Origin of the sequence: Dyadobacter sp. LHD-138 (genome assembly GCF_030929615.1) — a bacterium.
Taxonomy (GTDB): domain Bacteria; phylum Bacteroidota; class Bacteroidia; order Cytophagales; family Spirosomataceae; genus Dyadobacter.
This window is the reverse complement of record NZ_JAVFVU010000060.1, coordinates 1-26,203: the sequence shown is the minus strand read 5'-3', so window position 1 is coordinate 26,203 and position 26,203 is coordinate 1. Positions and strand designations below refer to the sequence as shown.

General features: G+C 44.1%; 19 protein-coding genes and 1 tRNA gene. 13 read left to right on the top strand and 7 right to left on the bottom strand.

Translation table 11 applies throughout. The features are described 5' to 3' along the window. Positions 1 to 128: 128 nt before the first annotated feature. Positions 129 to 644 carry a hypothetical protein gene (locus tag RB622_RS28550; protein WP_308050232.1) on the bottom strand — a complete coding sequence of 172 codons (516 nt, stop codon included), beginning with the start codon at positions 642 to 644 and terminating at the stop codon, positions 129 to 131. 418 nt (positions 645 to 1,062) lie between these two features. Here RB622_RS28550 and RB622_RS28545 point away from each other — a divergent pair, with 418 nt between their 5' ends. From RB622_RS28545 to RB622_RS28525, 5 genes are all read left to right on the top strand, one after another. Then, a complete protein-coding gene (locus RB622_RS28545; RefSeq protein WP_308050231.1) occupies positions 1,063 to 1,689 on the top strand; it encodes an SDR family oxidoreductase in 627 nt (208 codons plus the stop codon). 207 nt (positions 1,690 to 1,896) lie between these two features. Then, positions 1,897 to 2,307, top strand: coding sequence for a hypothetical protein (locus tag RB622_RS28540; RefSeq protein WP_308050230.1), 411 nt, complete (start codon positions 1,897 to 1,899; stop codon positions 2,305 to 2,307). Positions 2,308 to 2,522: 215 nt separating this feature from the next. Further along, entirely contained in the window at positions 2,523 to 6,863 is a 4,341-nt protein-coding gene (locus RB622_RS28535; protein ID WP_308050229.1) for a CusA/CzcA family heavy metal efflux RND transporter, read from the top strand. 51 nt (positions 6,864 to 6,914) lie between these two features. Further along, complete coding sequence (locus RB622_RS28530) at positions 6,915 to 8,108, top strand: efflux RND transporter periplasmic adaptor subunit (RefSeq protein ID WP_308050228.1); 1,194 nt, start codon at positions 6,915 to 6,917, stop codon at positions 8,106 to 8,108. A gap of 124 nt (positions 8,109 to 8,232) precedes the next feature. After that, on the top strand, positions 8,233 to 8,811 hold the full coding sequence (locus tag RB622_RS28525; RefSeq protein ID WP_308050227.1) for a hypothetical protein: 579 nt from the start codon (positions 8,233 to 8,235) through the stop codon (positions 8,809 to 8,811). Positions 8,812 to 8,877: 66 nt separating this feature from the next. On the opposite strand, the gene RB622_RS28520 is transcribed toward RB622_RS28525, so the two are convergent. Both RB622_RS28520 and RB622_RS28515 read right to left on the bottom strand, forming a co-directional pair. Beyond that, positions 8,878 to 9,105 carry a hypothetical protein gene (locus RB622_RS28520; RefSeq protein ID WP_308050225.1) on the bottom strand — a complete coding sequence of 76 codons (228 nt, stop codon included), beginning with the start codon at positions 9,103 to 9,105 and terminating at the stop codon, positions 8,878 to 8,880. Then, positions 9,090 to 9,224, bottom strand: a complete 135-nt coding sequence (locus tag RB622_RS28515) for a hypothetical protein (RefSeq protein ID WP_308050224.1) — start codon at positions 9,222 to 9,224, stop codon at positions 9,090 to 9,092. The genes RB622_RS28520 and RB622_RS28515 overlap by 16 nt, the downstream gene beginning before the upstream one ends. Before the next feature lie 344 nt (positions 9,225 to 9,568). On the opposite strand from RB622_RS28515, the gene RB622_RS28510 reads away from it, so the two are divergent. After that, positions 9,569 to 10,465: a metallophosphoesterase gene (locus RB622_RS28510; protein ID WP_308050223.1), complete on the top strand. Its 897-nt coding sequence runs from the start codon at positions 9,569 to 9,571 to the stop codon at positions 10,463 to 10,465. A 210-nt stretch (positions 10,466 to 10,675) separates the two neighbouring features. On the opposite strand, the gene RB622_RS28505 is transcribed toward RB622_RS28510, so the two are convergent. The 4 genes from RB622_RS28505 to RB622_RS28490 form a co-directional block, all read right to left on the bottom strand. Continuing rightward, complete coding sequence (locus RB622_RS28505; protein ID WP_308050222.1) at positions 10,676 to 12,493, bottom strand: RagB/SusD family nutrient uptake outer membrane protein; 1,818 nt, start codon at positions 12,491 to 12,493, stop codon at positions 10,676 to 10,678. A 28-nt stretch (positions 12,494 to 12,521) separates the two neighbouring features. Then, the gene (locus RB622_RS28500; RefSeq protein WP_308050221.1) at positions 12,522 to 15,989 is read right to left on the bottom strand and encodes a TonB-dependent receptor; all 3,468 of its coding nucleotides are present in this window, start codon (positions 15,987 to 15,989) and stop codon (positions 12,522 to 12,524) included. A gap of 223 nt (positions 15,990 to 16,212) precedes the next feature. Beyond that, positions 16,213 to 17,217: a FecR domain-containing protein gene (locus RB622_RS28495; RefSeq protein WP_308050220.1), complete on the bottom strand. Its 1,005-nt coding sequence runs from the start codon at positions 17,215 to 17,217 to the stop codon at positions 16,213 to 16,215. Positions 17,218 to 17,326: 109 nt separating this feature from the next. Further along, on the bottom strand, positions 17,327 to 17,908 hold the full coding sequence (locus RB622_RS28490) for a sigma-70 family RNA polymerase sigma factor (protein ID WP_308050219.1): 582 nt from the start codon (positions 17,906 to 17,908) through the stop codon (positions 17,327 to 17,329). Positions 17,909 to 18,163: 255 nt separating this feature from the next. Between RB622_RS28490 and RB622_RS28485 the strand changes: the two genes are divergently transcribed. The 7 genes from RB622_RS28485 to RB622_RS28455 all read left to right on the top strand — a co-directional run bounded on the left by RB622_RS28485 (position 18,164) and on the right by RB622_RS28455 (position 25,718). After that, positions 18,164 to 20,152 (top strand): maltotransferase domain-containing protein, encoded by a 1,989-nt coding sequence (locus tag RB622_RS28485; RefSeq protein ID WP_308050218.1) that lies wholly within the window; start codon positions 18,164 to 18,166, stop codon positions 20,150 to 20,152. A gap of 119 nt (positions 20,153 to 20,271) precedes the next feature. Further along, positions 20,272 to 21,477 carry a dipeptidase gene (locus tag RB622_RS28480; protein ID WP_308050217.1) on the top strand — a complete coding sequence of 402 codons (1,206 nt, stop codon included), beginning with the start codon at positions 20,272 to 20,274 and terminating at the stop codon, positions 21,475 to 21,477. A 163-nt stretch (positions 21,478 to 21,640) separates the two neighbouring features. Then, positions 21,641 to 23,638 (top strand): 1,4-alpha-glucan branching protein GlgB, encoded by a 1,998-nt coding sequence (gene glgB, locus RB622_RS28475; protein ID WP_308050216.1) that lies wholly within the window; start codon positions 21,641 to 21,643, stop codon positions 23,636 to 23,638. A 206-nt stretch (positions 23,639 to 23,844) separates the two neighbouring features. Beyond that, positions 23,845 to 24,078 carry a hypothetical protein gene (locus tag RB622_RS28470; RefSeq protein ID WP_308050215.1) on the top strand — a complete coding sequence of 78 codons (234 nt, stop codon included), beginning with the start codon at positions 23,845 to 23,847 and terminating at the stop codon, positions 24,076 to 24,078. A gap of 74 nt (positions 24,079 to 24,152) precedes the next feature. After that, positions 24,153 to 24,833: a hypothetical protein gene (locus RB622_RS28465; protein WP_308050214.1), complete on the top strand. Its 681-nt coding sequence runs from the start codon at positions 24,153 to 24,155 to the stop codon at positions 24,831 to 24,833. A gap of 32 nt (positions 24,834 to 24,865) precedes the next feature. Next, positions 24,866 to 25,537, top strand: a complete 672-nt coding sequence (locus tag RB622_RS28460; RefSeq protein ID WP_308050213.1) for an NUDIX domain-containing protein — start codon at positions 24,866 to 24,868, stop codon at positions 25,535 to 25,537. Between the two features lie 109 nt (positions 25,538 to 25,646). Beyond that, positions 25,647 to 25,718 (top strand) — tRNA-Arg (locus tag RB622_RS28455). Positions 25,719 to 26,203: the final 485 nt, after the last annotated feature.

Here is a 26,203-nt window from a genome sequence, read left to right as displayed (position 1 = left end):
ACTTTAAAAAGTTAGAGGCAGTCCCGATGGACCACCCCTAAACAGGCTGACATAGTGCCGCCTAAAACATAAATTTATAAAAATAAATTAACAAGTGATTGGTTATTAACACAGAATCTTTCATTCTCTCACCCTCTTCTCGGGGCACAAATCCGTACTTCAAATGTATAGGTCCAGACAATTTCCTGGGCAAATTTTTCGCCAAACAGCTCGGATGTTTTTTTATCGACAGCCGCTTTAAGGTCAAAATTGACACCCAGGTTTTTGAAAGGTTCAACAAAATACGGTTCATTGGTAACGATATAGGAAACCGGAACTTTGTCTTTTGGTCCTTCAAAATCCTCAATCAAGGACTCGCCATCTTTTTTCTCAATCAGCCAGGCGTAAAACGAATCATAAAGTTTTTCTGCAAGATCTTCCACCGGATCACCAACGGCTGCTTTACAGGTTAAAATTTCAAAAGTTTTGCTAACGACATGATCAGGCATTTCTGATAGCTCGTAGCCCACAGGTCCGTCTGAGACCTTTCCGTTTGACTCAGCACCTGCACTTTTGTTATATAAAATTCCAACTGCCTGATCAAGAACTTCAATGAGTTCGGAGTTCCATGTATTACTTTCAAAACCTCTTAAATAGCGACTCATGATATTTTAGTAATTTTTATTGAAGAATCTCTTCCGAAATTGAAATAGCCAACACTTTACAATCCAAAAGTAACTGGCTTATCGGTACTGTGCAACCCGATTTGAGATAATTAGATAAAAACGGGCAACATGCATTGCTAACCTGGATTTGTATGCTTGGGTTCCTGTTTTTGACATAAAAGAAGGATACTGAGGAATCTTGTTGTCAATTGAATAAAAAATTTGGCGTTGCGTGCTGAAAATTAACAAGATGGCATGCATCCTTGTTAGATTAATATTTGTTATTTTTACTTCATTAAGATCTCTCAGTAAAATATCGAAATCAATCGTGGGAAGGCTATTGTTCCTGCAAACCAGAAGTTTTTTGTAAAAGAAGAACGTCTGAAAGAACCTGTATTTCATATTTTACAAAGAAAAAATGGACCAAAACATAAAAATAGCCGTGCTTGGCGGCGGTGGGAGAACGGGAAAATATCTTGTGAACCACTTATTGAACAAAGGTTATCGTTTAAAACTTTTGCTGAGAAACCTGCCCGAGGTTACCGAAACGCCCGATCAATTTTCCCGGAACCTGAAAAACCCATTGGTTGAAATAATGAAAGGCGACGCCGTCAATTTCAGCGACATTCATACTTTGCTTAAAGATTGTCAGGCCGTTGTCAGTACCATTGGTCAGAGGCCCGGTGAGCCGATGGTAGCCAGTATGGCTACTGAAAATGTGATTAAGGCTATGGATGGGTTTGATATCCGGCGTTACATTCTGGTTGCGGGTGTGAATGTGGAAACACCTTTTGACAAAAAAAGTGAACAAACAAAGGTAGCGACGCAGTGGATGAAAACGACTTTTCCGGCGATTCACGCAGACCGGGCGAAAGCTTATGATTTGCTGGTGCAGAGTAGCATAGACTGGACGCTCGTCAGGCTTCCGGTTATTGTTTACACGGATCAGCATTATCCGGTCGCGGGTGATCTGGAAGATTGTCGTGGAGAAAAAATAAGCACGGCCGATATCGCTGTTTTTTGTCGAAGAGCAGTTAAAGGATAAATGTTATATTAAAAAGGCACCTTTTTTGTATAACATTTAGGTAACAGGCTGCGGCGGGACTGTTCTGGTTTTATGATTTCAAATCAGGATGGTTCCGCTTTTTTACTATTAGAAGTAGTTTTTGTATTTATTCGCTGTAAAAATGGAGTTACCGGTAAAATTTCTAACTTTGAAAATTCGTAGAACAAGTATAATCTTAAAGTTACCTTGACACGTCTCTTCGCCTGTTTATTGGGTTTTCATATTTTGCTTGGCAGTTTTCTTCCATCGATGGAATGCTGGGAGGAATTGAACCGCCTGCCGCAGCTGATGAAGCATTACGAAAAACACAAAGAGGAAAGTCAGGGGCAGATTTCTTTCTGGGCGTTTATGCAGATGCACTATGCAACGGCTTCGCAGCATGCACAAAACGCGCCTGATTCGGAAAAACATCAGCATGAATCGCTGCCTTCTTTAAGCGGACATTCACTGCACTCCTACATCATTACCGACTTTCATTTTATTGCTTTCTCAGAGCCTCTGGTGACTGAATTCCGGGAAGAAAACAGCTTCTGGTGGAATAATCTTTACTCATTTCAGCATCATTCTTCATTGCTGAACCCGCCAAACTTCGGCTGATCGCACTCCTTTTTTTTCTATTTTTTTTACTTCACTGCTTGTTGATAGTCTTGACTACCACGGAATCTGGCATTGTAAAATAGTTGTTCTCAAAATGTTTCAGGAAGGGCATGATTGCCTTTTTTGATAAACACGACTTCTGAGAACACCTGTTTTTTTGCCTTTTTCTTCTGGTGTTCATACTTTGTCACCATCAGACAATTGATATATAATTTATGTTTTTTGACTCAATAATCCGTTTTAGCATACGGAACAAATTGATTGTGGGCCTGATGGTTGCAGGTCTGATCAGCTGGGGGATCTATGCGCTTTCCCGGCTTCCGATTGATGCAGTTCCGGATATTACCACCAACCAGGTTGTGGTTTTGACACAGACACCTGCGCTTGCCGCCCAGGAAGTGGAGCAATACATCACGGCACCCGTTGAGCTTAGCCTTACCAATGTGCAGGGCGTGGAGGAAATTCGCTCGGTTTCCCGTCTTGGGCTCTCCGTAATAACCGTCGTTTTCGATGATGACATGGATATTCTCAAAGCCCGTCAGCTGGTGGGTGAGCAGATTTCACTCGCCGCACAGGATATCCCAAAGGAATTTGGTACGCCGTATTTGGCCCCAATCACGACCGGACTGGGTGAAATTTATCAGTACACGCTCGTTCCACAGCCGGGTTATGAAAAACGATATGACCTTTCTGAACTTCGAACCATGCAGGACTGGATCGTGAAACGACAGCTTACCGGTATCCCTGGCGTCGTCGAAGTCAGCAGTTTTGGGGGATTTGTAAAAGAATACGAGGTTAGTATCAATCCTGAAAAGCTTCGCGCTGCTGGTGTGACGATTGGCGAAGTTTTTACGGCCGTTGAAAAAAATAACAGCAACACAGGTGGCAGTTATCTTGAAAAGGACAGCCAGTCTTATTTTATCAGGGGAGAGGGAACAGTCAAAAATCTGGATGATATTGGTGATATCGTGATTAAAATGGTCAACGGTGTTCCGTTGAAAGTCAGTAACGTGGCGACCGTGCAATTTGGCCATGCTGTTCGTTATGGCGCCATGACGCGTGACGGAAAAAGTGAAGCGGTTGGTGCTGTGGTGTTAATGCTGAAAGGTGCCGATGCGGACCGGACTGTAAAAGCCATCAAGGAACGGATGGGCAGAATCCAGAAATCGCTGCCTGAGGGGGTTAAAATTGAATCCTTTATTGACCGCGCTAAGCTGATCGACAAGGCCATTAAAACGGTGAGGAATAACCTGATTGAAGGTGGTCTGATCGTTGTTTTTGTTCTGGTTCTGCTGCTGGGGAGTCTGAGGGCCGGCCTGATCGTGGCTTCGGTTATTCCCCTTTCCATGCTTTTCACTTTTGGGATGATGCATACTTTTGGCGTTTCTGCAAACCTGATGAGCCTTGGGGCGATCGATTTTGGACTTTTAGTTGATGGTTCGGTGATTGTGGTGGAAGGTGTCATGCACTTTTTACAGCACCATTTTAAAACAGGAGACAGGCTGACGCAAAAGCAAATGGATGATACCGTCCAGGTGAATGCATCGAAAATCCTGACATCTGCTGTTTTTGGACAAATCATTATTCTGATTGTTTATCTCCCCATTCTTTCACTTTCCGGGATCGAAGGGAAAATGTTTCAACCGATGGCTCTGGCCGTGAGTTTTGCCATTCTTGGTGCGTTGATCCTCTCTTTTACCTATGTCCCGATGGCTACGGCGCTTTTTCTTTCGCCTAAAATCAATAACGAAAGGAACTTTTCGGATAGGCTTGTCAACAAACTTTACAGCTTTTATCAGCCATTGATTCAGGGCGCTTTGTCTTTCCGGAAAGTGATCGTAGGTGCTTCGCTGGCTTTACTGATTGGCAGTTTTGTGCTTTTCAATACCCTTGGCGGGGAATTTATCCCGCAACTTGATGAAGGAGACATTGCCATCGACTTGCGTATGCCGACCGGGACTTCATTGACAGAAACCATACAAGCATCGTTGAAAGCAGAGCGCGCACTGCTCAAAAATTTTCCTGAAATCCGTCATATTGTTGGCCGTATTGGTGCTTCCGAAGTGCCAACGGACCCAATGCCCGTGGAAATGACGGACCAGATGATCAATTTAAAGGATCGTTCGGAATGGACTTCTGCACATACGCGGGAAGAACTGTCCGAAAAAATGAATAAGGTGTTGGAAAGGGAGGTTCCGGGTGTAATGACAGAATTTACCCAGCCTATTCAGATGCGCTCCAACGAAATGATTACGGGCGCTCGCTCGGATGTGGTGGTGAAAATTTACGGCGATGATTTGAACAAATTATTTGAGCATGCCAACGATTGCGCCGCATTAATTCAACCGATTGCCGGTGTGGCCAGCTGTCGTGTCGAGCCGATTGTCGGGCTGCCGCAAATCAAAGCTTCTTATCACCGCGACCGTCTGGCGCAGTATGGTCTGGATGTTGCCTCAATCAATCAACTGATAAAAACGTCATTTGCAGGTGAAACGGCCGGGGTTGTTTTTGAAGGGGAACGCCGTTTTGATCTGGTCATTCGTCTGGATTCGCTGCATCGGACGGATTTGAAAGATATCCGAAACCTATATGTGAATATTCCGGGAGGAGGATCGATACCGCTCGGCGAACTCGCAGAGATCACTTATGAAGAAGCACCGGCTCAAATCTCGCGGGACAACACAAAACGCCGGATTACAATCGGGATTAACGTGCTGAACCGTGACGTCGAAAGTGTTGTCAATGATATCCGGGCGAAGATTGAAAAAGGTGTGGTGCTGACACCGGGTTACTATTATTCTTATGGTGGACAATTTGAAAACCTGCAACAGGCGCGCCAGCGGTTGTCTGTGGCGGTACCGATATCGCTGCTGCTGATTTTTGCATTGCTTTATTTTACATTCAACCGGCTTACGGAGGCACTGATCATTTTTACGGCAGTTCCACTTTCGGCTATCGGGGGAATCTGGGCTTTGTGGGTCCGGGATATGCCTTTCAGTATATCTGCCGGAGTTGGTTTTATTGCGTTGTTCGGGGTAGCGGTTTTGAACGGAATTGTATTAATCAGTTATTTTGATCAGCTGGAAACGGAGGGTGCCGGTACGCTTGGCGAACGCATTATGGCAGGTGTCAAAGCCCGGTTCCGCCCTGTCATTATGACGGCCGGCGTAGCTTCACTCGGGTTTTTACCCATGGCCTTATCCACTTCGGCAGGAGCGGAGGTGCAGCGGCCACTGGCAACCGTCGTGATTGGGGGATTAATTTCTGCTACTTTATTGACACTTATTGTACTTCCGGTTTTGTATAGCCTGGTTAAAGAACGAAGCGAAAAAAGGAGCGGGGGGAAGCAGAAAATTGTGTTGGGAATGCTGGTTTTGGGGTTGCTGATAACATGGTCGCCATCGACGCGGGCTCAGCGTGTCATTTCTTTGGATCAGGCTGTGAAGGAGGCAACAAGTCAGAACTTGCTGGTCAAAACCGGGGAGCTGGTCGTGGGCAGGCAGGAGGCTTTGACAGGTGCTTCTTTCAATCCTGCCAAGACCGATGTTGACGTGCAATACGGGCAAACGCAGGCCAATAACACGGATTACACCGCCACGGCGATCCAGTCTTTTGCTCCTTTAAGTGTATACAAAACACAGAAAAAGCTTTCAGAAGCCAGTGTCCAGGGAGCCCGATATCAGCTGGATGCGGATAAATGGCGTTTGACAAATGAAGTGAAACGGGCTTACTATCAGCTGCTGTACGATGAAAAATTACTGAGTTTTCTTCGGGAGCAAAGTGAACTTTACAAACAATCAGCACGAGCGGCAGATGTTCGTTTTAAAACCGGGGAAACCAACCGGCTCGAACAGGTAACTGCCGAAAGCAGATATCAGCATTTATTGCAGCGCATCAGAAGTTCGCAAAGGGAGCAACAAATCCATTATGCTTCATTGCGACTCTTGCTTCACACCCAAGATAGTGTCCGCATTGATTCCGGTACGGTTTTCAAACGGATTTCCGGTAATCTGGTCAGGCGCGATCTCAATCCGGACCTTAATCCCGTGCTCAGTGTTTTACAGCAAAACGTCACCAGCAGTCAGATTCAAACCCGGCTTGAACAGAAAAATACCTTGCCCGACTGGCGGATCGGTTTTGTCAATCAGTCGATTGCGCGGGTGAGTAATTATAACGTGCTTCATGCAGGCTTATCGTTTCACATTTTCACGAAAGCGCAAAAAGCAAAAATTCAGTCTGCCAAAATTCAGGAGCAGGTGCAGGAAACCCAGTTGGCATCGGCGAAAGAGCAACTCGATACGGAGCTTGATATGATGAAAACCAGGCAGCGGAATCTGGCGGCCTCATTAACCTATTACGAAGAACACGCGCTCCCGCAAGCCGATCTGATCCGGCAAACGGCATTGTCGACCTTTAAAGGGGGTGAAATCGGGTATCTGGAATTCTTCGCGGCGATCCAGCAAGCCTATCAGTTGCAGGAAGAATATCTTCTCAATGTGCTTGATTATGATTTCAACCTGATCAGGATCGAGGAAATTGTCGGAGCAGATCAATAAGTTAGAAAATTTTGCCGGTTTAAAATCAGCAGCCCATTATTCACCATTGATATGAAAACATTTAAAAATATTTCGCGAAAAGGCCTGCTGTACACGGGCTTGATTTCTGTGTGTTGCTTTGTAGGAATTTCCTGCGAATCAAAACCGGAAGATACAGAAGTTGCTAAAAAACAGGCGACGGCCGACAGTACCGCTATTGACCGTATCACTTTGACTTCACAGCAATACGAGTCTATCGGGATTGAACTGGGTAAAGTTAAAAATGAGACGGTAAGTGACGAAATTAAGGCCAATGGAATTGTTGAACTCCCGCCGGAAAATCAGGCTACGCTTAGTTTGCCGGTCAGCGGGAAAATTAATTATATGAAAGGAATTCCCGGGCAGGCTGTGCACAAGGGCGAATTGCTGGCGACGCTGGAAAGTTTTGAATTTATCCAGTTGCAGCAGGATTATCTGCAAAATGCCAGTCAACTTGTTTTTCAGGAAAAGGAGCTGGAACGTCAGCGGACGTTGAGCACAGAAAATGTTGGGGCGCGTAAAAACTTTGAGCAGGCGCAGGCCAACCAGCATTCTACCAAAGCATTGTTACAATCGCTTGAAGCGAAATTAAAAATCCTGGGCCTTTCGGCGGCCACGCTCAACAGCAAGGGAATCACACCGGCGGTCCGGGTGGTTTCGTCCGTCAATGGTTACATTACGGCAGCCAATGTGAATTTGGGCAAGGAAGTTGCTGCGGGCCAGTCAATTTTTGAAGTGGTCGACAAGACGGATATGCATATGTCGCTGACGGTTTTTGAACAGGATGCGTCCAAAATAAAGGTCAGCCAAAGTGTGATGGTGCAGTTTAATAACGGCCAGAAGCCGGTTGAAGGAAGCGTGATCATGGTGGGCAAAGTACTGGAAGGAGAGGCCAGGACGTTGAATGTCCATGCCCATTTAACCGATAAAAAGCAGGAAACCCAGCTTGTGCCGGGCGCTTATGTAAGTGCCAGAATCAGGACAGGAAATCGTCCGGCCGTGATGGTCCCGGCGGCTTCCGTTGTGCGAAAAGGGGCGACAGGATTTATTTATGTCGAAGAAAAATCGAAAGAATTTCACCGGATCCCGGTGGAGATCGGAAAGGCTTTAAAGGACGATCTGGTTGAGATTGTTACGCCGGAAAATATAGAAAACCAGCCGTTGGTTGTGAAGGGTGCTTATTTAATTGATGCAGAATTCGGGAAAAGGAGCGAGCCGGCTGAGTGATGGATGGTTACCTGATTTTATTGCGATCTGCTGTTTGATAAAATAATGTCACTAACTGGTTATAACAATATACTAAACTGTGATTCAAGGCGTTTCGGATTTGTAAACCAACGTTCGAAATCCTATGAAAAAACTCGTATTAGTATCGCTCATTCTGATTCAGTCTGCTCAGGTTTTTGCCCAGTTCAATTCAGGCAATGTTTCTTTTGAAGTGAGATATCCCACCCCGATTGGGTATAATTTCATTAATAAAGGTGCGGACAAAGGTTATACCGGTCTGATTGATTTAGGCATTGATTACACGGTTTACAAAATTCAGAAGCTGAACGTTGGCGTGTTGTTGAATGCGTCATTTTTCAGATTCAAGCCGGGTGATGTTAATTTAAGGACCATTGCCCCAAAGTTGAAGGCAGACTATGAGATAAGCCTTTCCAAGGTAAGTATTGTTCCGCAGATAGCCGTTGGTTATTCCAGTTTTCATTTTAGCGAAGCCTATAAAAAGAATGGCGGCGGCCCGGCTGTTAAGGCAGCGACTAAAATCGTTTTTAACAGGGATAAGCAAATCAACTGGTATTTTTTGATTGCTTATGAATTTACAAAGCTTAAAAAACTGGACGATTTTGTGCCGCATACCAGTTTCAACAATAATATTCAAACACTTTATCCGGGCGTTGGAATCACCTGGAATTTTAAAAAGGATTAAATAATAGCAATACAAAAGGCTTTATCTGATTATCGACAGATGAAGCCTTTTGTACTTAAACCCTACTCAATAACCATCATGCTGTTTCCGGAAACCAGGATTAATCAGCATTTCATTCAGTGGAATCGGGAACAATAAATCGCGTGGGGTGATACCGTTGGCAAGCGGAATATCATGCGATTTGATAATCTCGTTCATAGCCGGGATCGCGCGCTCGGTATGGACAAGGTCAAACCAGCGAAGTCCTTCTCCGGCAAATTCCCAGCAATCCTCATTTTTCAGCTCCAGACGCATGGCTTCTTTTGTGCGGGCGTCACCGTTGCCACTTTTGCATTGGCACGAACCTGGTTAAATAACTGCACGGCTTCTTTTGGTGGTGTTCCGGCCTGTTCATTAAGGATTTCGGCGTACATCAGCATAGCGGATGATGGGGAAATTACGGTAGTAATCCGAGCGGACGGAAACAGAATACCGGAAAAAAGGAAACAAATTACTGATCGGGGTGTTTTTTAGTCGTCTGTTTCTGGTTGACATGATCGGTGGCATGGCAAGGTTCTTTGCGTTTGTAAAATATTTAATTCATAAACTTTGTTAACTAATACTTAACATTTGCTTAATTGCAGCCTAATTTTAATGCTTTAATTTTACGTAGGACAGTCATCGGGATTTATAGCATTATATTTTACCGTAACCGATAGGGTGTTATAGCGCTTATTGTTTTAATGTTAGCGCTCCCCTTAAAACTAAACGCTCAAAAATGAAAAGAAGAAATTTCCTGGAAAAGACAGCATTGTTAAGCGGACTGGCAGCATTGCCGACTGCTGAAACGCTCGCAGCGTCAAAAAAGCCGAAACCTGTCTTGACGATTGCGCACATCACGGATGTACATATCCGGGGAAATGACGAGGTGCCTGCAAGAGCCAAAAAGTGCCTTGATGAAGTACTGAAACATAAAGTAGATTTTATTCTAAACGGCGGTGATTCGATACATGACGCCTCTTACGACAACGTGGTGCGTGAACAGGTCACGGAGCAGTGGGCCGTTTGGGATAAGTTTATCGCCGGAACAGATCTGGATGTTTACAGTTGCATCGGCAACCATGATCCCTGGTGGAAAGCGCCAGCGAAAACCGATGAAATGTACGGGGTTTCATATGTGGCGAAAAGACTTAAAATACCAAATCGTTATCACAGTTTTAGCAAAAACGGCTGGCATTTCATCATTTTGGATGGAAATAACAGCGGTATTAAGTTGGATGCCGAACAAATGGAGTGGTTTCGTAAAGAGCTGGATAATCTAAAGGCCGGGACGCCGGTATTGATCATGTCGCATTATCCGATCCTGACGGTTACCGGTAGCTGGGAAGGCGGTCAGCATGGGGACCACAAGGAATTAAAAGCCTTATTTTATAAACACAAGGATAAGGTTAAAGTCTGTTTGAGCGGACACCAGCATCTTCTGGACAGGGCCTGGTACAACGGTGTTCATTATTTCTGCAACGGGTCTATGAGCGGTTTCTGGTGGGGCAAAGGAGATGCAAAATCGGCAGCGGCCTATTACTACCAGGAAACACCTCCCGGATATGCTATCCTGCGCTTGTATGGAGATGGAACGGTTGAAAACGAATACATTCCGTTTCAGTTTGATATTTAGGCATTATTCAGGATGATGTTCTTGCATGTTGACCAGGATTTGAACATTTGAAGGAGTGTCATTTTCCCTAAACGTTTTTTAGTGCGTGTTTGTCAGTACATTTTACTTACGCTGCAGAAAATGTTCTTTGGGCAGGTGTTAAATGAAAAATGCCTTACGGCCTCAGGTAAACTGGGCTGTAAGGCATTTTGGTAATTAATTGAGCTATTGTTATTGATATCCCGGATTTTGTACGATTTCCTTATTCTGATCCCGCACGGACTGTGGAATCGGGTTCATGTACATTTTTTTATGAAACACGTGCGGGTGATTCAGCCCTACGACCTCATAAACCCATTTTCCTTTGTTATCGGCCGGAGACGCATTGGTGATTTTCATACCGTGAAGATCTTTGTTCATCACGTCTTCGGCAATTACCCAGCGAATGATATCGTAGAACCTTTTTGCTTCAAAACAAAGTTCGACCCGGCGCTCCCTGCGAATGGCCGTGCGCATATCTTCCTTGCTTAGTCCTGCCGGAAGTTCAGGCAGTCCGGAGCGTTTGCGGATGGCGTTAATGGCCGAGTAGACCGAGGCATCTGCACCTGCCGCTTCGTTTTGCGCTTCGGCGTAGTTTAAAAGAACCTCTGCATAGCGGTAGTACACATAATTTTGTCCGCTGGATGCACCGCCTCTTGGTTTCAGCGGGTTAATTTTCTTTTTGAAATAATAACCTGTATTCCCGACATCATCGGTACCAAAATCGATCTGGTTTTTCGAAGGTCGTACTTTGTCGATACGTGTGAAAATCGTGTCTGTTTTAGCCATCCAGTCCTGTTTGTACGGCGCACCGTCATAAACGATGAAATCGTAGAAGCGTTTTTCGCGGTTTACATAAGGATTCTGCGGATCATATCCCGACGTAGGATCGGAAATAGGTTTTCCGTTGGCCATGCAAAACTGATCAACAAGTTCCTGCGTCGGGTCGTAGTTTCCCCAGGTGTAATAAACACCGTCAATCCATACCGGGCCACCATATTGCTCATAATTTGAACCCATGATCACGGCTACAATCTGGCGGTCCCAGATTACCTCCTGGTTGTATTCATTTTTCTCCCACCAAAAAGCGGAAATATCCGGAAACAAACCATAGGTGCCGCCATACAGATCCATGAATTGTTTGTTGGTTGCAGCCGCTTTTTTCCAGCGTTCCGGGTCATTATTGCCAAAACTGATCATCTTGTTAGGATCAGCACCGGCCGGAGGATTTGCTGTGTTGAAAGCCGGACTTGCCGCGTACAGTTCGAGCCAGCCTTTCAGAGCCAATGCGGCTCCCAGGGTAGAACGTCCCGCGTTTGCATCGCCATTATTATATTTTACCGGCAACGCTTTGTTTTTCACGATGGCGTCCAGCTCGGAAGTGATAAAGTTGAAGGTTTCTTCAAACGTGTTACGCTTGTTGTAAAGCTCTTCCTTTGACATCGTATTGCGGTCAAGCGTTTTGGTCAGGATCGGCAGACCGCCCATGTGCATAAACAGTTCGCTGTACAGATAAGCCCTTAAAAAGCGTACTTCATCAATTTTCTGTTTGACGTATATCTCCGAGAAATTCTTGGCATTTTCCGTCACACGTTCAATGAACAGATTACACTTCCGGATTTTGTAATAACCTGCCGACCAGGTCGCATAATCTGTTGCGTGGTTGGTTGTGTTAGTGACGGTCGCTGCGGTGTTGTATTCATTATCCATGGGCGAGCCCTGATTAACCGACGGGTCAACAATACCCTGTTTCCAACTGTACGAACGCCAGTAAAAACCGGCATCGTTGTCATCTGTGAAGTTATCCAGGTTTTCAGGTGAGTTCCATTTATTGGAAAGATCATGGTAAATGTCGTTCAGGAAAATGTCCGCGTTTCCTTCGGTTGCCCACTGTGTTTCGTCAGTCAGCCGGCTTTTGATTTCGTTATCCAGAAAATCTTCGTTACAGGAAATCGTGCTCAGACAAAGGCCAAGCATGGCTGCAAGAATGATTTGTTTCTTATTTTTCATATCAGATTAATATTAGATTGGTCAAAAATCAGAAAGTAACATTCAGACCGAACACGTAAACTTTCTGGTTCGGATAAGCCGTTTCACGATCGGTGTAGCCAACTTCCGGGTCCATAAAATTGAGCTTGCTCAATGTGAACAGATTTTGTCCTGATGCATAAATTCTTACCGACTGGATCTTCAAGGCCTGGATTACACTTTTTGGAAGTGTATAACCAATGATCGCAGTTTTCAGACGTACGTGCGCCGTGCTCGACCACCAGAAATCGGATGCCTGCGTGTTATTGGCATACGGTGCTTGTGTCGCTCGCGGATAACGGGCTCCCTGGTTGTCGGGCGTCCAGCGGTTGTCGTAATATTCGTAACTCGAATTACTGTTATTGTTGTTGAAAGGAATGGTCTGGAACTGACGGATGTCAAGACTTGCCAGGGCAGATCCCTGAAAAAACAAAGTGGCATCAAATCCTTTCCAGCTGGCCGTTGGTGTGATACCGTAACTCAAAAATGGCGAGACTGGTTTGCCAATAACCGTTTCATCATTCGCGTCAATTTTTCCGTCTGGTTTTCCATCAGGGCCACTCAAATCTGCGTAACGGATATCGCCCGGATGTAACACACCGAATTGCGCAACGTTATAGCCATCTTTTGAATCGATCACGCCATCGTCATTTTTGTCATCCGCGGTACCGAAAATCCCCAGCGCTTTGTATCCGAATGGAGTACCAAACGGGCGGTCAGTGCGGCTGCGGTTCGGGTTATTACGTGTTGCAGCAGTTTCGAAGATCTGTACCATTTTGTTCTTTGCATAACTCATGTTTCCGTTGATGCCAAGTTTAAGGCCATTCGAAAATTTATACTGCGTACCAAGACTGAATTCAAACCCGGTATTGGTCATAATTCCGGCATTTTCATCGGCAAGGCCAAGTCCGTATTCGATGGGTACGCTCACAGCAGGAGGCAGAAGCATACCCGTTCTTTTTTCGTGGAAATAATCAGCTTCGATATTCAGCAAACCTCTCCATAAAGTAGCTTCAAAACCAATATCGGTTTTGGTAGCGATTTCCCAAGTGATGTTTTTGTTGGCTTCATTCGGAAGATACGAACCCTGCACCATGGAGCCAGCGCCCAGCGCGTAAGCGTTGCCGTACAGATTATAACCCGTCAGATATTGAAAAGCGGTACCGGCAAGATTTCCCGATTTTCCCCATGAGCCTCTGATTTTTAGGTTATCAACCATCGAAAGATTTCTTTTGATAAAATCTTCTTCCGACATAACCCAACCCACCGAAAACGCGGGGAAGTAACCATATCTTTTTCCCGGTGCAAAATAGTAGTGTCCGTCATAGCGGCCCGATGCTTCGAAAAGATATTTACCTGCATAGGCATAACCAACGCGGTACACATAACCGATCTGGCTGCCGGTCGACGAAGTTCCCGAGTTGTCAAAATCATTTTTATTGGAACTGCCCATGTCGAGCTCATCGACGTTGATCGCGAAGTTGTTACGACGTGCCGAGAAAATTTCGTAGGTATTGTTTCTTGCTTCTGCTACCAGTAACCCTGTGAAATCGTGTTTGCCAAACGAATTGTGGTAATTCAGATAAGCCTGGTAACTGAATGTCTGGGTTTTGCGGTATTCCTGTCTCAGATACGTAAAGGCAGGCGCGCCGCCTTCGGACGTTGAAATCTCACGTTTGTACGTGTAAGGCGTTACGTTGGTGTTTTGGGTATAATAATAAAAAGGTGTGTGCCATCCTTTTTCTGTCCGCTGATTGGGGTCATAACTGAAAGTTCCTTTGATACTTAATCCTTTAACCGGGAGTTTCTGTTCAATGGCAACGGTGGTCAGCAACGTGTTGTTCGTATTTTTTCTGTAACCTGCGTTCAAAATACCCACCGGCGAGTTTCCGGCAAATTCACCCCATAAACGGTTGCTGTAAAACAGACTTTTGATCGGAACATATTTAAACCCGTTTCTGAAAAGGTTGGTAGCATTGACCGCATCATCGACAGATTTTGTGTTTTCAATGGATCCGATTAAGGCCAGCGTTACCGTCGTGGTTTTGGTCGCCTGTGCTTCTAGGTTCAGATTATAGTTGTAACGCGTGTATTTTACAGGGTCAAACATTCCTTTTTGTTGCAGGAAACCTAATCCTGCATAATACTTGATCTTTTCAGTCCCGCCGCTCAGTTGCAGGTTATAGTTCTGCATCGGAGCATGCATGTTGACCAACTTTTTGGTGTTGCTGATCGGGTAGAGATCCGGATCTTTTGCATTTAAACTGGCGTAATTGTCGATCAGGTCTTTGGCAAAAGGAAGCTGGGTCCCGGTCGGATTTTCGTTGGAATATGCTTCATTTTTAAGGCGCATGTAATCCTGTGCACTCAATAATTTCGGATAATAGGTTGGTGTCTGTGTTCCGTAATAGCTGCTGAAACTCAAAGACGGAGCGCCCGTTTTTCCTCTTTTTGTTGTGATCAAAACCACGCCATTCGCACCGCCCAACCCGTAAGGAGCAACCGCCGCCGCATCTTTCAGAATTGAAATGGTTTCGATGGCTGTCGGGTCGATCTGGTTAATGTTATCCCGGATAATTCCATCGACAACAATAAGCGGTTTATTATTTCCAGTCGTACCGATCCCGCGGATGTGAATCTCCGGCGAATCGGCACCAGGCTGGCCACCGTTCGGACGCATACTTACACCGGCCACTTTTCCGGCCATGGAATTTGAAATATTGGGAACCGGCGTTTCAGAAATTTCACTTCCTTTAACCGAAGCTACCGAGCCTGTCAGCGTTGATTTCTTTTGCGTACCATAACCCACGACGATCACTTCATCCAGTGCTTTTGTATCCGCTTTCAGTAAAATATCGACCGCTGACCGGTTAGCCACCGCGACTTCCTGGGAAACAAATCCTACAAATGAAAATATCAGCACAGCGTTTCCGTCAGGGACATCCAGCTGGTATTTTCCGTTGATATCGGTTGTCGTGCCGCGCTGCGTTCCTTTCAGAATGATGCTGACGCCGGGCAGTCCGTCGCCGCTTTCCGCTTTCACGACACCGGAAATACTGATGTCAGCAGGCGTTAATGCCGTTTGGGCTGGTGAAGTTTCCGTTATTTTTGCGGCCGATTTCGACAGCAGAATCTGATCATTGCTAACCCGGTAGGCGATACCCATCGGATAAAATAACTTATCCAGCACGAAGGACAATTTTTCCTGTTCGGCTGTAATGCTGACCTGTCTTTGTGTGCCAACAAGGTCGCTGCTGTACGCAAACCGTATTTTTGCCCGTTGTTCGATCTTACCCAATGCCTCCTGAAGAGTCACATTTTTCAGCTCCAGCGTGATTCCCCGGTTGAGAAGATCCTGCGCTGGTGTGTTGTGCGCATAGGCCATTGCCGATAGCAAACCTATGCAGACGAGTTGGTAGAATGTTAATCGCATGATTTTGAATAGCAATCCATGCCTTGGATGAAAATGTTTTTTCATAATTTTACTGTGAATTGATTAAATGTTGGAAACAACGATCCTGTGAAATCGCCTCAGGGCGATCATTGCTGAACTGCACGTTCGTGGATACCTGATCAGTTTATCATCAGGAGTGTTGCAACCACTCCTGATTTTTTTGCCAGGCATTTACGCTCATTTTTTGGTAGCCTGTCTATGTCATAAGTCTTTCATTTAAATGGAATATTTATTTTATAACTAACCATTAATTTTTACATCCTTCTCCTTTGAGTGTCACCTTGTCGCCTTCAATTTCATAAGTCGTTCCCAAAAGCGTTTCGATCATTTCGAGAATTTCAGGAAGGCGCTGATTGTTGAAATCGACTTTTAACCGGCACTTTTTTATGTGCGGATTGGCAAATTCAATCTTGATCCGAAAGGTTTGCTGCAAACGGTTAGCGACTTCGGCCATAGGCGTTTCGTTGAAAACCAGTGATACGGACTGCCAGTTTTCGTTATTGATTTTGTTGCTTTTGACCGTATTCACCGTCATGTTATTGGTGGCCTTTTCAAAAACCGCCTGCTGTTCGGGTTTGAGCACCACCTGCTGAATTTTGTTTTTGGCATTCGGCGTACTTACAGCCACACTGCCCGTTACCACCGAAACTTTGTAAGTCGATTCGTTTTTGTTGGCTTTCACATTAAAACTTGTGCCCAAAACCCGCGTTTTCAGGTTGCCGCAATAGATGATGAAAGGATGTTTGACATCGCGCGTTACGTCAAAAAAACCTTCGCCGTGAAACCGGATTTCACGGTTTGTTCTGCTCTGGAAAGAAAGTGGATGAGACACGGCAGCGCCGGGCTGAAGCCAAACCAAACTGTGATCGGGCAGGGCGTACCGTATAATTTTTTTCTTATCGTTGCTGAATGTGATCCAGGCCGAGTCGGCGGTCATTTTGCCGACTAAGTTGGTTTGCGGTTTTCTCGAAAAGGTATAAACAAACCCAAGACACAGCACCACCACCGCCGCCGCCGCATAGATCCTGAATTTTCGAAGTGGTAAAACCTGTGGCTCGTGAATAATTTCTGTTTCGGAGATCTGTAACTGAATGCGTTCATAAAGATTCTCTTCATCGGATGAAGAAAACGTTTCGCCAGCCTCGCTGTTCAGCTGCTGGTACCAGGCATCCACCATGGCGCGTTCCTGTTCATTACACTGATCGGCCAGGTATTTTTTTAGTATTTCGGAAGAAGGGAGTTTAGGATTCATTTTTAGGTGTATGATTTACACTTATAGAAATAGCTTTACTTATACAGTCTGCTATTTCGATGAATATCCCTTAGTTAAATATGAATTTATTTTTAAAAAATTGAATTGGTCAAACAAAAGTGATAGTAATCAGTACCAAAGCGATGTAATCTTTCATTTCAATACGAAGAATTTTTAAGGCTTTGCTGATATGCGCTTCCACCGTTTTTTCAGAAATTTCAAGTGAAATGGCAATTTCTTTCAGGCTGTAACCTTTGCGGCTGAGGATAAAAACCTGCCGGCATTTTTCAGGTAGTTTTAGGAGCGACTGCTCGTAAAGTTCGCTCAGTAAATTGTAGTCCAGGTGCTCCCGGGTTTCGTCATCAACCGGTGATTCCACATCGTCAATGGAAAAAAGCTGCTTTTTCTGTTCCTGGTAATAATGGTTGACAATGTTGTTTTTCAACATGCCCTGAAGGTATGCCTGGGCGTTTTTCTGGATATCAAATTTGTGCCGGCCCATCCAGAACTTAAAGAAAACTTCCTGTACAAGGTCTTCCGCAGTTGTTTTTGCACCGGTTTTTCGGATTGCCGTATGTACAAGAAGTCGCACGTGTCTGCTGTACAACTCGCTGAAAGCAAGTTCGTTGTTTTGTTGGCAAATGAGCTTTGTCAACTCTTCATCCGAGAAAAAGTTGTATGCCGTGGTCAAATTTGTTAGGGTATAATAAAGTTTGTGTGCGAAATTTTTTAAAATTCATCAGTACCGGCGCCGTCAGGTTGTGATGTTTATGGATAAGCAGGATGAAAGCATTTTATACCTGTCATTTTAACACTAAAAAAATTAACGGATTATCAGAGCAATCCTGAATGGTAACTATTTAATCACGGAATCCTTAAAATTTGCGGATAAATGAATAATTGTAAATATTTTTAGTAAAAATTGAATGTAAATTATTTCAAACACATGCGTAAAGAATTGAGCATACCCGGCGAAAATTTTTTGAATTATAATCCCGTAGTCATAGAAAATATTTTACCGCAGATTGACTCTGGTAAATTTCCGGTAAAAGTTATTGAAGGGGAAGTTTTTGTCATTCAGGCCGATGTATTTTCCAATGGAAATGCAAACCTTGCCGCGCGGATTGTATACAAACATGAAAGTGAGGAAAACTGGAACCAGACTTACCTGAAACCCGTTGGAAATGACCGCTGGGAAGGACAGTTTTTGGTTGACAAAACGGGAGGATACCGCTATTTTATCAAAGGGTGGGTCGATCCGATCGCCACCTGGCAAGCAGAAATAAGTCGTCGCGTTCAAAAATATATTGCCGTGAACGAAATGTTACCGGAAGGCTTGCGCCTTTTGGAAAACATGCTCATGAAGGCGTCCAAAGAAGATAAATCTTTGATAAAGGAAGCGGTAAGACTTTTTAAGGATATCAAACGGGCCGAAGAAGCTGCACAGTTGGCGATCAGTTTTCGTTTTACGGAATGGCTTAACCGTTACCCCAATACAGATTTGTCAACAGAAAGTCCGGAATTGTTTGTGCTGGCTTACGGGAAAAAACTGACGTTTAGTAGCTGGTATACCATGTTTCCAAGGTCCGCTGGTGATAAGGAAGGGCGTCACGGGACTTTTCAGGATGTTGCGAAACTGTTGCCAAGGATTGCGGATATGGGCTTTGACGTGCTTCACTTTCCACCCATTCATCCGATTGGGTTTGAAAACAGAAAGGGGAAAAATGGAGCCAAAAAAATGGATAAAAAAGATCCGGGTTCACCGTTTGCAGTGGGGGATTTATCGGGCGGGCATGACACCATTCATTCGGAACTGGGGTCAGAGGTTGATTTTAAAAAGCTGATAAAGGAGGCGGATAGCTTAGGCATCGAAATTGCGCTGGATCTTGCCTTGCAGTTTTCGCCTGATCATCCGTGGGTGATTCAATATCCAGATTGGTTTGAAAGGCAAAACGACGATCCTATTGCTTCGCCTGCCGTAACAACGGTGGTTCCGGCGGATTTTAGTCGGCTGAAAGTCCATACAGATAACTGGGAAGCAGCGAAAAAAGCAGTTAAGGATATCGTGCTGTTGTGGGCGGAATGGGGCGTGCGTATGATTCGTGTTATCCAGCCTGATTTACAACCGTTTGATTGGTGGAAACAAATCATTGATGAGGCAAGAAAAGTATGCCCGGAAATGATCTTTTATGCGGGAACCGTTACGCGGCCAAAGGTTATGAACTATCTGGCGAAGTCCGGTTTTGCGTTGTCGGATTCCTATTTTATGTGGCGAAATTCCAGATATGAGCTGGAACAGTATATCAATGAACTGGCTTATTCTGAGCAAAAGGACTTCTTTAAGCCTATTTTCAGGGTTAACACGCCGGATATTAACCCGTACAATTTACAATCCGGACACGAACCGCAGCAGCTCATCCGGTTTTTTCTGGCGGCTACTTTATCCGGATCTTATGGGATTTACGGCCCTGTTTTTGAACAACTGGTGTATGAGGCTTTTCCGGGAAAGGAGGAATACTGGAATGCCGAAAAATATGAACTGAAACACTGGGATTGGGAAAAGGAAACCAAGATCACTTACCTGATCCGGATGATCAACCGATTCCGGAAAGAAAATACGGCTTTGCAGCAAACGCTGAGTATTCAAATTTGTGCCGTACAAAATGACCAGATTATGGCCTATTTGAAAACCCATTACGACGGCAACAAAATTTTGTGTGTGGTTAACCTCGATGCTTATCATCGGCAGGCGGGCATGGTCCGGGTTCCGATGGATCTGATTAACAAAAATCAGGATGAAATGTATATCGCCCATGATCTGATTACGGATGCGAAGTACGAGTGGAAAGGGGAGTGGAACTATGTTGAGCTGGATCCGCATATTTTACCTTTCCATTTATTACGAATCGGGGAATATCGTGGAGTATATCATTAATGCGTCGGTAAATTGTGTTATATGGCAAATAACCATTGGTTTTTTAGTAAAAAAAAGATGAATTTGGAAGTTGCAGAGAGTTTCTGCCAAATTTTTACTCTTATTCATTTTTCTTTTTTATGAAAAAGTTATTACTGCTCCTGACACTTCCATTAGTCACCCATGCCCAGACTAATTCGGATGTAATCAAAGAAAAGGCTGCAAAAATTCACGCAAAAGCGCTGACGATTGACACGCATGCCGATGTGCCGATCAATATGATGAAAGAGGGATTTGACGTAGCTATTGCGCATGATTATGCAAAAGACGGATCGCAGATTGATTTTCCAAGAATGAAAAAAGGCGGAATGGACGGGATGTTTTTTGCCGTTTATCTGGGGCAGGGAAAACGTTCACCGGAAGCAAATGCAGACGCAAAGAAAAAAGCGCTGGCGATTTTTGACAAAATCCACGAAGCCGTGAAGAAAAACCCTGACGTTGCAGGCATTGCCACTACACCGGCTGATGCTTACAGGCTGCAAAAGGAGGGTAAAAGAGCTGTTTTTATTGGAATGGAAAACGGATGGCCGGTTGATAATGACCTGGCCAATTTGAAATTGTACTACGATCTGGGACTTCGTTACATCACCTTATCGCATTCGGCGAACAACGATATTGCAGATTCTTCTACCGACCCTGATGGACCGGAATGGAACGGTTTGAGCCCGTTTGGTGAAAAAGTCGTTAAGGAAATGAACCGCCTGGGCATGATGGTGGATATTTCGCACGTTTCGGACTCTACTTTTTATGATGTGATCAAATTGACGAAAGTACCGGTGATCGCTTCGCATTCTTCCTGCCGCGCCCTTTGTGATGTGCCAAGAAACATGACGGATGATATGATTAAAGCGCTTGCTAAAAACGGCGGTGTTATTCAGATCAATTTTGTTCCGGGTTTTGTGAAAAAGCCATCGATACAGCAGGAATTATCAATGAAAGCGCTTCGGTTAAAACTTCGTCAGACGGATTTGTCAGCAGACGATAAAAAGACGCTTTTTGAAGAAATGAAAGCCAACAGTAAAAAATACGAATCGGATATGCCGACGATCAAGGATGCGGTAGATCATATTGAACATGTGATTAAGCTGACAAGTGTTGATCACGTAGGTATTGGGATGGACCTGGATGGTGGCGGCAGGGTAATCGGGCTCGATGACGTAAGCCAGATCGGCGTGATTACCGAAGAGCTGGTACGCCGTGGTTATTCTGCAAAAGACATCGAGAAAATCTGGGGCGGAAACATTATGCGGGTGTTGGCAGCTGTTGAGAAAGGAAAAACGATATGATGAAAGTACTTTGGCATTGGTTTTTTAGATGAGATATGAAATAATAGATACATTTTAAGAAATAGTTTAATAAAATTGTAAATTGAAACGATTACAGGTCCAGACCCATAAAAGTCCGGTTCCCGATATGCTCATCCGATTATTGTAAATTGAATATTAACCAATGACTAAGTCAACAAGTAAAAATAAAAAGAATGCGTCCCAAGCGTCTTCGGAGGATCAGGACTTGGTTTCGGTGCAAAAGCATGATTTAAAACCGGTAGAAACGGTTTCACGTTTTACTGATTTTGATATTCACCTCTTTAAGCAGGGGAAACATTTTAAACTTTATGAAAAGTTAGGTTCCCACGTCATGGAAGTGGGGGGCGTTACAGGGACATATTTTGCAGTATGGGCCCCCAATGCCTCATCGATTGCTGTGATCGGAAATTTCAATGGATGGAATCGCAGCACCCATGCCCTTGCTCCCCGCTGGGATAGTTCCGGCATTTGGGAGGGTTGGATTCCTAACATTGGTGTCGGAGAAGTATATAAATATTTTATCGTTTCGAACGACGGTCAGCATCTTGAAAAAGCGGATCCATTTGCACTCTGGTGTGAAGTAGCACCCAAAACAGCTTCCATTGTATGGGATACCTGGTATGAGTGGGGAGATGCAGACTGGATGAAAGTCAGAAAGGAAAAGAATAAACTGAATGCACCTATATCTGTATACGAAGTGCATTTGGGTTCCTGGAAACGGGATCCATCGGATCCTGAACGCCATATCACCTATAAGGAAATTGCAGATTCCCTTGTTCCGTATGTTAAGGAAATGGGCTTTACGCACGTTGAGCTGATGCCAATTATGGAGCATCCGTATACGCCTTCATGGGGGTATCAGATCACAGGCTATTTCTCTTGTGCATCCCGGATGGGGACACCGCAGGAGCTTATGTACCTGATTGATCGCTTGCACCAGGAAGGTATTGGCGTGTATGTGGACTGGGTGCCATCACACTTTCCTGGTGACGCACACGGACTTTTCCGTTTCGATGGGACTGCACTTTACGAACATGAAGATCCAAGAAAAGGGTACCACCCTGATTGGAAAAGTTATATTTTTAACTACGGTCGAAATGAAGTTAGGTCGTTTTTGATCAGTAACGCCATTTTCTGGATGGACCGTTATCATACAGACGGTTTGCGGGTTGACGCCGTGGCATCGATGCTTTATCTAGATTATTCGAGAAAACATGGGGAATGGATTCCGAATGAATTTGGCGGAAGAGAAAACCTCGAAGCGATTTCACTGCTGCGTGAAATGAATATTGCCGCTTATACCGAATTTCCGGATATACAAAGTGTGGCTGAGGAGTCGACTGCATTTCCAGGCGTTTCCCGTCCTGTTTTCGTGGGAGGACTGGGTTTCGGGATGAAATGGATGATGGGCTGGATGAACGACACGCTTAAATATTTCGAAAAAGATCCGGCATTCCGCAAATGGCATCAGGACCAGCTTACATTCAGTTTGGTGTATGCATTTTCGGAAAACTTTATGCTGCCGCTTTCTCATGACGAAGTGGTGTATGGTAAAAAGTCGCTCATTAACAAAATGCCCGGTGACGAATGGCAGCGTTTTGCCAATTTAAGGTTAATGTTTGCCTATATGTTCACGCATCCTGGAACGAAACTCATTTTTATGGGTGGAGAATTCGGGCAGACTTCCGAGTGGAATTTTAAACAAAGTCTGGACTGGCATTTGCTTGAATTTGCACCACATCAGGGTATGAAGGAGTGTATGAAGGCGCTTAATAAGCTCTATAAAACAGAAATTGCCTTGTCGGAATACTCTTTTGCGCATGAAGGTTTTGAGTGGATTGATACGCAGGACCGGGAAAATTCGATTCTGGTTTATGCCCGTAAAGCTTCTGATTCAAGTCAAAATGTAGTGATTGTGCTTAACCTCACCACGGTACCAAGGCCGGATTACCGGGTAGGTGTTTTGTCGGGCGGTTCCTGGCAAGAGATTTTTAACTCGGATGATACACGGTATTACGGGAGCGGCCAGCTAAACAAAAAACCGGTTAAAGCTGAAAATCAGCTCTGGCACGGGAAGGATTTTTCGGTACAGTTGAATCTTCCGCCAATGGCTGCGATCGTTTTGAAGAAGAAATCATAAAAGACAAATTACTTTTGTACAAATTATGAAATTTTTAACCGTTGGATAAAAATTTCATAATTTTAAGAAGTGATTTTTAAAAATCGTTGATAAGTATAAGGCGGAGACATTTCCGCCTTATTTTTTTAGGCTATATTTGGAAATGTATCGGTTTACTCGGAGAGTAACCGTAAATTATTGGATAGCAGATCAAAAAAAGAACGATCATGACAAAGGAAACCGAAGATGCGCTCTTGTTATTCCTCACCGCGGATGACAGAAATTTTATAGAATTCCCGACCGAAAGCCAGGATCTGTTCCAGGAAGCAACGGAACTGCTCAGGAAGCTGGGGCTGGTAACGGTGACAAAAATGGAAGGGGAAGGTTACAATATGACCGCCAGCCTGACAGAAGCAGGGTTGGTGGAAATTCATAAATTACGGGAGAAAAGAATTTTTTGATGGGTTCAAAATTGTGACAACTCTTGTTTTTTTGTACATTTTTTTACCTTTACGCGAGCATAATTTAATTACAAATGAAAATCATCCGTTTAGTTGTAGCATTATTTTTACTTAGTACAATTGCTAGTCAGGCACAATATGTATCACGGGTTACATCCGGTGTAGATTTAGGCACAGGCTATGACGATAAAGCATGGGCTCCTTCTGTGATGTATCATCAGAATTTGAGTATCAATGGATTCTCCTGGTTTAATTTGAGTTGGGGCGTGAGAACTTCGGCGTTTTATACGGGGGCGAAAACCTTGCTGCCACCCAATAGTATTGCCGGTGGAGACTCCCTTAAATTCGGGAAGCTGACTTCAAATTCTTTGAGTGTTTTGGCTGGTATAACGCTGCGTTTTGGGAAATTTGATATCGGCGCCAACACCGATTTGTTTGGTATCGCCATTGGTTTGAAACGTAAGGGTTATTATGTGAAAAATTCTTTCCCTCAGGGAGAAGATTCAGAGTATTATAATACACATGTAACGAGCTCACCCAACTTTTTTAACGTTGTGCCGCTAGCCGCGGATAAAAACAGCGGGCAGTCCGAAATATTTCTGCGTTATTGGTTTACACAGCGGATTGGCGTAAAAGTGGGTTATGTTCACGGTCGTCAGACTTACAAAACAGATGTGAAACTCGCCAACCAGGATCGTTTTTCGACGACCTATGATATGCCTTATGTTGCAATCTCTTTCCCGTTATATAATTAATAAGTTTTCCCTTAGCAGTTTAATATTTTCCAATGAGCGAAAAACTTATTGATTCCCATAAATTTAATCTTTGGAAGGGGCGGCTCGAAAAGAGCGGTCTGGATGTCCATCGTGTTGACGAATTGTATTCCCGGAGAAACGGCAAAGGAGAAGTTCTTTTTTCACTTTTGTATACCGATGCAACCACACCTGAGGGAGATAAAATCCCACCGATTTGCTTTTTGAAAGGTGAGGTTGTTTGCGTATTAATTTGTTTTATAGAGATAGAGACGAGAGAAAAATACTTGCTGCTGGTTCGCCAGCGCCGTATTTGTGACGGATCACTTACCTATGAACATCCCGCCGGAATGCTCGATAGCGAGAGCGATGCGGCCTCGGTAGCCGCGCGTGAAGTGTTTGAGGAAACAGGAATAAGCATTTCCAAAGAACAGCTGGTTGCGTTAAATAAGGATCCATATTTTCCTTCAACAGGCACGAGCGACGAGGCGATGTATCTTTTTTATAGTGAACTTGAATTGACTTCCGGGCAAATTGCGTCATATCACAACCAGAGTCAGGGGCTTCTTTCTGACCATGAGCATATTACGACACACGTTGTTCCTTTTCTTGAAGGTCACCAATTGATAACCAATGTCAACGGTATTCTGTTGGATTTCATGTATTTGAAAGATGTGGAAGATTGGACGTTATTGAAGCAATTGTAGCCGGTGAAAAAAAGCGATCAGTTATTCTATTTTTTTTATTGAATAATTGACATTAAATCAAAATAGGGGCTATATTTGCACCCCGTTAGAGGCTCTAAGCCTCCAAAAAGCACCCGTAGTTCAATGGATAGAATTTCGGTTTCCGGTACCGACGATATGAGTTCGAATCTCGTCGGGTGCACTGAATAAGGTATTTAAAAACATTAAAACCCTGTAAGTTAATTGTTTACAGGGTTTTGTTTTTTTGAGATATGCCAAAATACACAAATATTCACAATATCCTGGTGAGTAAATCGAGAGTTATCGTCATCTAAAAAAATGACTCGCCAGGATGCTTGTCATTTATTGTATCAGCTTATTTACTTCATTGATATCTTGTTTTTTTAGAGCTGTAAACCTACTTTATTCGCTTAAATAGAGTACGTTATGCTTGGTAAAAGATTCACATTACTGTTCTATCTAAAAAAGAGGAATACCTATTCAGATGGGAAATTGCCAATCTAAATGCGGTTTACAACCGACAGAAAACCGATACTCCTTCAAGGATGAGACTGTAAACTAAACTGTGTCACCTCTTAATTTATTTAAGGGGAAAAATAAGTAAATTAGTTTAACTTATAGACACAATGAAGACAAACGAATCGTTCGATTTTCAACGCTTCAAAG

What these genes read in the sequence shown, in the direction of transcription:
- RB622_RS28550 (WP_308050232.1), bottom strand. Translation starts at nt 644, where the DNA reads ATGAGTCGCTATTTAAGAGGTTTTGAAAGTAATACATGGAACTCCGAA.
- RB622_RS28545 (WP_308050231.1), top strand. Translation starts at nt 1,063, where the DNA reads ATGGACCAAAACATAAAAATAGCCGTGCTTGGCGGCGGTGGGAGAACG.
- RB622_RS28535 (WP_308050229.1), top strand. Translation starts at nt 2,523, where the DNA reads ATGTTTTTTGACTCAATAATCCGTTTTAGCATACGGAACAAATTGATT.
- RB622_RS28530 (WP_308050228.1), top strand. Translation starts at nt 6,915, where the DNA reads ATGAAAACATTTAAAAATATTTCGCGAAAAGGCCTGCTGTACACGGGC.
- RB622_RS28525 (WP_308050227.1), top strand. Translation starts at nt 8,233, where the DNA reads ATGAAAAAACTCGTATTAGTATCGCTCATTCTGATTCAGTCTGCTCAG.
- RB622_RS28520 (WP_308050225.1), bottom strand. Translation starts at nt 9,105, where the DNA reads ATGCGTCTGGAGCTGAAAAATGAGGATTGCTGGGAATTTGCCGGAGAA.
- RB622_RS28515 (WP_308050224.1), bottom strand. Translation starts at nt 9,224, where the DNA reads ATGTACGCCGAAATCCTTAATGAACAGGCCGGAACACCACCAAAAGAA.
- RB622_RS28510 (WP_308050223.1), top strand. Translation starts at nt 9,569, where the DNA reads ATGAAAAGAAGAAATTTCCTGGAAAAGACAGCATTGTTAAGCGGACTG.
- RB622_RS28505 (WP_308050222.1), bottom strand. Translation starts at nt 12,493, where the DNA reads ATGAAAAATAAGAAACAAATCATTCTTGCAGCCATGCTTGGCCTTTGT.
- RB622_RS28500 (WP_308050221.1), bottom strand. Translation starts at nt 15,989, where the DNA reads ATGAAAAAACATTTTCATCCAAGGCATGGATTGCTATTCAAAATCATG.
- RB622_RS28495 (WP_308050220.1), bottom strand. Translation starts at nt 17,217, where the DNA reads ATGAATCCTAAACTCCCTTCTTCCGAAATACTAAAAAAATACCTGGCC.
- RB622_RS28485 (WP_308050218.1), top strand. Translation starts at nt 18,164, where the DNA reads ATGCGTAAAGAATTGAGCATACCCGGCGAAAATTTTTTGAATTATAAT.
- RB622_RS28480 (WP_308050217.1), top strand. Translation starts at nt 20,272, where the DNA reads ATGAAAAAGTTATTACTGCTCCTGACACTTCCATTAGTCACCCATGCC.
- glgB (WP_308050216.1), top strand. Translation starts at nt 21,641, where the DNA reads ATGACTAAGTCAACAAGTAAAAATAAAAAGAATGCGTCCCAAGCGTCT.
- RB622_RS28470 (WP_308050215.1), top strand. Translation starts at nt 23,845, where the DNA reads ATGACAAAGGAAACCGAAGATGCGCTCTTGTTATTCCTCACCGCGGAT.
- RB622_RS28465 (WP_308050214.1), top strand. Translation starts at nt 24,153, where the DNA reads ATGAAAATCATCCGTTTAGTTGTAGCATTATTTTTACTTAGTACAATT.
- RB622_RS28460 (WP_308050213.1), top strand. Translation starts at nt 24,866, where the DNA reads ATGAGCGAAAAACTTATTGATTCCCATAAATTTAATCTTTGGAAGGGG.